The sequence below is a fragment of the Corynebacterium otitidis ATCC 51513 genome, assembly GCF_000296405.1.
Classification (GTDB): Bacteria; Actinomycetota; Actinomycetes; order Mycobacteriales; family Mycobacteriaceae; genus Corynebacterium; species Corynebacterium otitidis.
On record NZ_JH815194.1, the window covers coordinates 266,722 to 271,853 of the forward strand.

Sequence of the window (5,132 nt, forward strand, 5' to 3'; positions counted from 1 at the left end):
CGATCAAGTGCGCCCGGATCCGGGGCTACGCCCGGTAGCCCATCCGTAGCCGGGCGTCTGCTACAGCTTGACACCAGACATAGGGACACCCCCCCCCGGGCAGTGAAGAATGAGAGAACCCGGGTGAAGCAAGGTTCTCAGATAGCGGAAGACCCCGGGGAGCAGGGGGGATTGCTCGACCCAGGGCCTTCGGACGCCTGCGGAGCAGGAACCCACCCCAGCGTCATCACGAAACTATCATTTGTACAAGCAGTGTGCAGGTCTTACGCGTTAGGGATGACTACTACGTCAGTCAATTTGTCGATTTTGCTGATGAGCTCTTCCTCAATTTTGTAGATCTGGCGGTATCTTTTTGCGAGAGCCTTTTGGCGGTCCAGGAGGTGTGCCCAATTGGATTACAAGTACCTACACACTTGATCGGTGCTGCACGTTTCAGGGTCCGGGTGTGCGGCGTCCTGTCTGAGGTCCGCGATAGTGTCGCGCAGCACGGAGAGCTGCGCGATCTGCTGCTCGATCTCAGCGAGGCGCACGTCAAGCAGGTCGCGCACGTGCTCGCAGGGCGCCTGGCCGCCGTCGCGGATGTCGAGGATCTGGCGGATCTGGGCGAGGGTCAGCCCGGCGGCCTGGCCCCGGTGGATGAACCCGACCCGACCCACGGCATCCTCGGCGTAGTCCCGATAGCCGGAGGCCAATCGCTCGGCCGGAGGGAGCAGCCCCGACTCCTCGTAGAACCGCAGGGTCTTGGTCGTGGTTCCGGTTGCTTCCGCAAGCTGTCCGATCCTCATGTTCGCCGATTCCCCTTCCAATGGCCACCACACTTGACCTTCCATTGTACTGGAAGGTTCACAATGGTTCCATAGGAACTTTTGAACCACAGGGAAGAGACATCTGGAATGACAAACGAAAAGTTCGATCTGGCGATTATTGGTTCCGGCGGCGGAGCGTTTGCGGCCGCGATCCGGGCCACCGGGCTGGGCAAGCGCGTCGTGATGGTGGAGCGCGGCACCGTGGGCGGGACATGCGTGAACACGGGCTGCGTCCCGTCGAAGGCGCTCCTGGCTGCCGCGGAGGCCCGCCACGTGGCGTTGGATTCGGCCCGCTTCCCTGGGGTGGCGGCCTCGGCGGGCCCGGTGGACATGCCGGCCCTGATTCAGGGCAAGGCCGCGCTGGTTGAAAGCATGCGCACGGAGAAGTACGTCGATCTGGCCGCGGACTACGGGTGGACGATGATCTCGGGGGACGCGTCGTTCACCGGAACCCAGGACGCACCGCTGCTCCGGGTGATCTCCCCGGATGGTGCAGTGAGAACGATCGAGGCCGGGCACTACCTCGTGGCCACTGGCTCCGCACCCTACGTGCCCCCCGTTCCCGGACTGGCCGAGGCCGGGTACCTGACCTCGACGACGGCGATGGAACTGGACGAGGTGCCCGAATCAATGCTGATCCTGGGCGGAGGCTATGTTGCCCTGGAGATGGCACAGCTTTTCTCCCGGCTGGGCTCCCGAGTGACCATGCTGGTCCGTTCCCGGTTGGCCTCGCAGGAGGAACCGGAGGCATCCAAGGCGTTGGCGGGGGTGTTCGCCGACGAGGGGATCCGGGTGGTCCGGCGGGCCATGGCCGACTCCGTGGCCTCCGGCCCGGACGGGGTCTCGGTGACGGCAAACGTGGCCGGGGACGAGGAGGTGTTCCGCGCTTCCCACATCCTCGTGGCACTGGGCCGCCGCCCGGTGACCGAGGGACTGGACCTTGACGCCGTCGGGGTGAAGACCGGCGCATCCGGCGAGAGCGTGGTCGATTCCCGCCTGGCCACGTCCAACCCGCGGGTTTGGGCCGCCGGGGACGCGACCGGCCATCGGGAGTTCGTTTACGTCGCAGCGGCCCACGGCGCCCTGGCCGTGGACAATGCGTTCACCGATGCCCTGGCCGAGGTCGACTACCGGCACCTGCCCCGGGTCGCCTTCACCAGTCCCGCCATCGGGGCGGTCGGGATGACGGAAAAGGAAGCTGTCGCCGCCGGGATCAGCTGCGAGTGCCGGGTCCTCCCCCTGGAGTACGTGCCGCGAGCCGTGGTCAACCGCGACACCCGCGGCTTCATCAAGGTTGTCGCGGACCGCGACACCGGACGGATCCTGGGCCTCTCCGCGGTGGCCAAGGACGCCGGGGAAATCGCCGCCGCCGGCGTCTACATCCTCGAAGCGGGCATGACCACCGCGCAGGTCGCCGCCGCCTGGAGCCCCTACCTGACGATGGCCGAGGGCATCAGGATCGCCGCCAAGGCCTTCACCACCGACGTCTCCAAGCTCTCCTGCTGCGCCTGAGCTGCAGCCCCCACTACCGAAGCAAAGGAATGCCATGACCGCCACCGACCAGGCCCTCACCTATCTGTTGTCCCCCGCGCGCTCCGGAATAGACCCGGAATTGTTCGTGCCGCTGCTGCGGCTCCTGGCCGAGGGCGAGCCCGTCACGGTCGCCGAACTGGCCACCGCCAGTGGCCGGAGCGAAGACACGGTCCGGCAGGGACTGGCCGCCGTCCCGGACACCGAGTACGACGACGAGGGCCGCATCATCGGCCTGGCCCTGACGATGCGGCCCACCCCGCATCGCTTCACCCTGGCCGGGGAACAGCTCTACACCTGGTGCGCCCTGGACACCCTCTTCTTCCCGGCCCTGATCGGGAAGGCCGCAACCATTGAGTCGACCTCCCCGGGTAGCGGGACCCTCATCCGGGTGATGACGGGCGCGGACGGCACGGTGACCTCCGTGCAGCCGGCCACCGCCGTCGTGTCCATCATCAGCCACCCGGGCACGGGGCCGGTGCGGTCATCGTTCTGCAACCAGGTCCACTACTTCGCCTCCCGCGAGGACGCCCAGCCATGGTTGGATTCCCATCCCGACGGCGAAGTCCTGGACATCGAGGCGGCACACCGGGCCGGTGCCGCCATGGCCTCCGCCCTCCTCGCCGCGGCCGCCACGCGGGCCCCCGCGGCGCAGGACTCCTGCTGCTGAGCTTTAAAAGGACATGACATGACCCAGCACCCAGAACAGCCAGACACCGGCCATCAACCCGTCCGGCAGACCGGTCGCCCCGGGCGATACCACACACTGGCCGCAGGAATCGGCATAGCAGCGGCCATGATCCTGTGCTGCGCAGGACCCATCCTCATCGCCGCCGGAGCCCTCGGCGCGATCGCCGGATTCTTCTCAAATCCCCTCGTGTTACTCGCGGCCGCCACGGTGCTCCTGGCCGGGATCATCGCCGTCACCAGGCAGCGAAAACGCCGCAGGACCGACGACTGCTGCCCTCCCGCATCCCCCGAGCACCACCGCACCGACCACGGCACCGCCTGAGTCCCCATCCCCATTCCTGGAAGGAACCACCAGACACCATGACATACCCGAGATGCCGCCGTTCTCTGTCCGTTCCCCGGCCCAGGCACCTCGCCTCCGCCCTGTTTCTGGCAGCGGTCATGGCACTGACAACCGCCTGCGCCAGCTCACCGAGCGGCCCGTCGGCCGCGCCAGGCGGTTCGTCGCCCGACGCGGCCGGTGCCGTTGCTGTTACGGTCTCCGACATTGACGGCACTACCCGGACCATCCCGGACGGTAAGCCCGCAGCACTGTTCTTCTTCTCTGCCGGATGCGGTGAGTGTGTGGAAGGGGCCGATTCCCTGAACAAGGCCTCCACGGCCCTGGGAAGCTCGGCCGACTACCTCCTGGTGGACGTGGACCCCCGAGAACCGAAGGAGACCATCAACGGATTCCGCGATTACATCAAGGCCCCTGAGCTCCCTGCCGTCATCGACACCGGGGCCACACTGACCACCCGGTACAAGGTCACCTCCATAAGCACCCTGGTGGTGGTCGACGCGAAGGGCGACGTTACCTTCCGGGCCACCGACCCGTCTGCGGAAAAGATCCAAGAAGAACTCACCAAGGCCGGCGCCCAATGACAGCCCTGCTTGCCCTGGCCTTCGCCGCTGGAATGATTGCCCCGGTCAATCCCTGCGGTTTCGCCCTCCTGCCCGCCTGGATAGCCCAGACCATCGGGGACGCCCGGACGCGCCCGCTCGCGCTGCGTCTGACCCACGGGCTCCGGGCCGGGCTCGCGCTCAGCCTCGGCTTCGCCGGGACCCTGGCAGCCTTCGGGCTGATCGTCAGCGCGGGCGCCAGGACCCTGATCAGCGCAGCGCCCTGGCTGGGAATGGCCACCGGGGTGATCCTTCTCCTGCTGGGCCTGGCCATGCTCACCGGACTCACACCACGGCTCCGTCTGCCGGCCTGGGCCACGAAACCCCGCACACAAGAAGCCGCAGGGGCAGGTCACAAAACCGGGCGCATGGTGGCCTTCGGGGTCGGATACGCCGCAGCATCCCTCGGCTGCACCCTCGGGGTGCTCCTGGCCGTGATCGCCCAAGCCCAGGCCGTCGCCAGCTACGCCGGGCTGCTCGCGGTCTTCGCCGCCTATGCCGCAGGCTCGGCCACTGTCCTGATGCTCGTTTCGGCAGGCACGGCCATCGCCGGGGCCGCCCTCGGGCGAAGAATCACCGGCCTGGCCAAGCACAGCAACCGCATCGCCGCCTTCATCCTCACCATAACCGGCGCCTACCTCAGCTGGTATTGGTATCCCGCCGCCACCGGCGGAACCGCACAGGCCAACAGCCTCGCCGTATGGTCAGCCGCCGCCAGCGCCTGGATCAGCGACAACAGCACCCTGATCGCAGCCCTCGCCGCAGCCGTGGTGCTCGCATCGGCATTGGCCGCCCTCAACCGGCGCAGGAGACTGCGCATCAGACAGGGAACGCCGCCCACAGGCGAGGGCCCCGGGCAAAGCGGGGAACCCGACTGCTGCACACCAACTGCGGACAACAACTCGACCGAGGACCGGCCAGGCACGATCCCGTAGCTGGCCGAGGACTCCCAAAAAGCAAGGGGGAGAGGGAACCTTGCCCATCTTCTGGCAAACGAGGCGCCCGCCTATCAGGACAGGTTGGTACAGCGGCATCAGGCCGGAAGTCAATTCGTGCAGAGGACTTCGGGCAATCCGTCAGAAGCCCTCTGTACCGCCCCCGTTACCGTGGTTCGCGTCCCGGCCAGCCCAGCTAGGCTCGGGACCGGTCGCTGGCCTCGGCATG

At 67.2% G+C, this 5,132-nt stretch carries 6 protein-coding genes; 5 read left to right on the forward strand and 1 reads right to left on the reverse strand.

Going from position 1 to position 5,132, the window contains the following annotated elements:
- Positions 1 to 395 precede the first annotated feature (395 nt).
- Positions 396 to 785, reverse strand: coding sequence for a heavy metal-responsive transcriptional regulator (locus HMPREF9719_RS06610; RefSeq protein ID WP_004601215.1), 390 nt, complete (start codon positions 783 to 785; stop codon positions 396 to 398).
- Positions 786 to 893: 108 nt separating this feature from the next.
- On the opposite strand from HMPREF9719_RS06610, the gene merA reads away from it, so the two are divergent.
- The 5 genes from merA to HMPREF9719_RS06635 all read left to right on the forward strand — a co-directional run bounded on the left by merA (position 894) and on the right by HMPREF9719_RS06635 (position 4,903).
- Entirely contained in the window at positions 894 to 2,318 is a 1,425-nt protein-coding gene (gene merA, locus HMPREF9719_RS06615) for a mercury(II) reductase (RefSeq protein WP_004601216.1), read from the forward strand.
- A 34-nt stretch (positions 2,319 to 2,352) separates the two neighbouring features.
- The gene (gene merB, locus HMPREF9719_RS06620; protein WP_004601217.1) at positions 2,353 to 3,006 is read left to right on the forward strand and encodes an organomercurial lyase MerB; all 654 of its coding nucleotides are present in this window, start codon (positions 2,353 to 2,355) and stop codon (positions 3,004 to 3,006) included.
- A 126-nt stretch (positions 3,007 to 3,132) separates the two neighbouring features.
- On the forward strand, positions 3,133 to 3,348 hold the full coding sequence (locus tag HMPREF9719_RS06625) for a hypothetical protein (protein WP_004601218.1): 216 nt from the start codon (positions 3,133 to 3,135) through the stop codon (positions 3,346 to 3,348).
- Between the two features lie 119 nt (positions 3,349 to 3,467).
- Entirely contained in the window at positions 3,468 to 3,950 is a 483-nt protein-coding gene (locus HMPREF9719_RS09835) for a TlpA family protein disulfide reductase (protein ID WP_081586452.1), read from the forward strand.
- Positions 3,947 to 4,903, forward strand: coding sequence for a cytochrome c biogenesis CcdA family protein (locus HMPREF9719_RS06635; protein ID WP_004601220.1), 957 nt, complete (start codon positions 3,947 to 3,949; stop codon positions 4,901 to 4,903). The genes HMPREF9719_RS09835 and HMPREF9719_RS06635 overlap by 4 nt, the downstream gene beginning before the upstream one ends.
- Positions 4,904 to 5,132 lie beyond the last annotated feature (229 nt).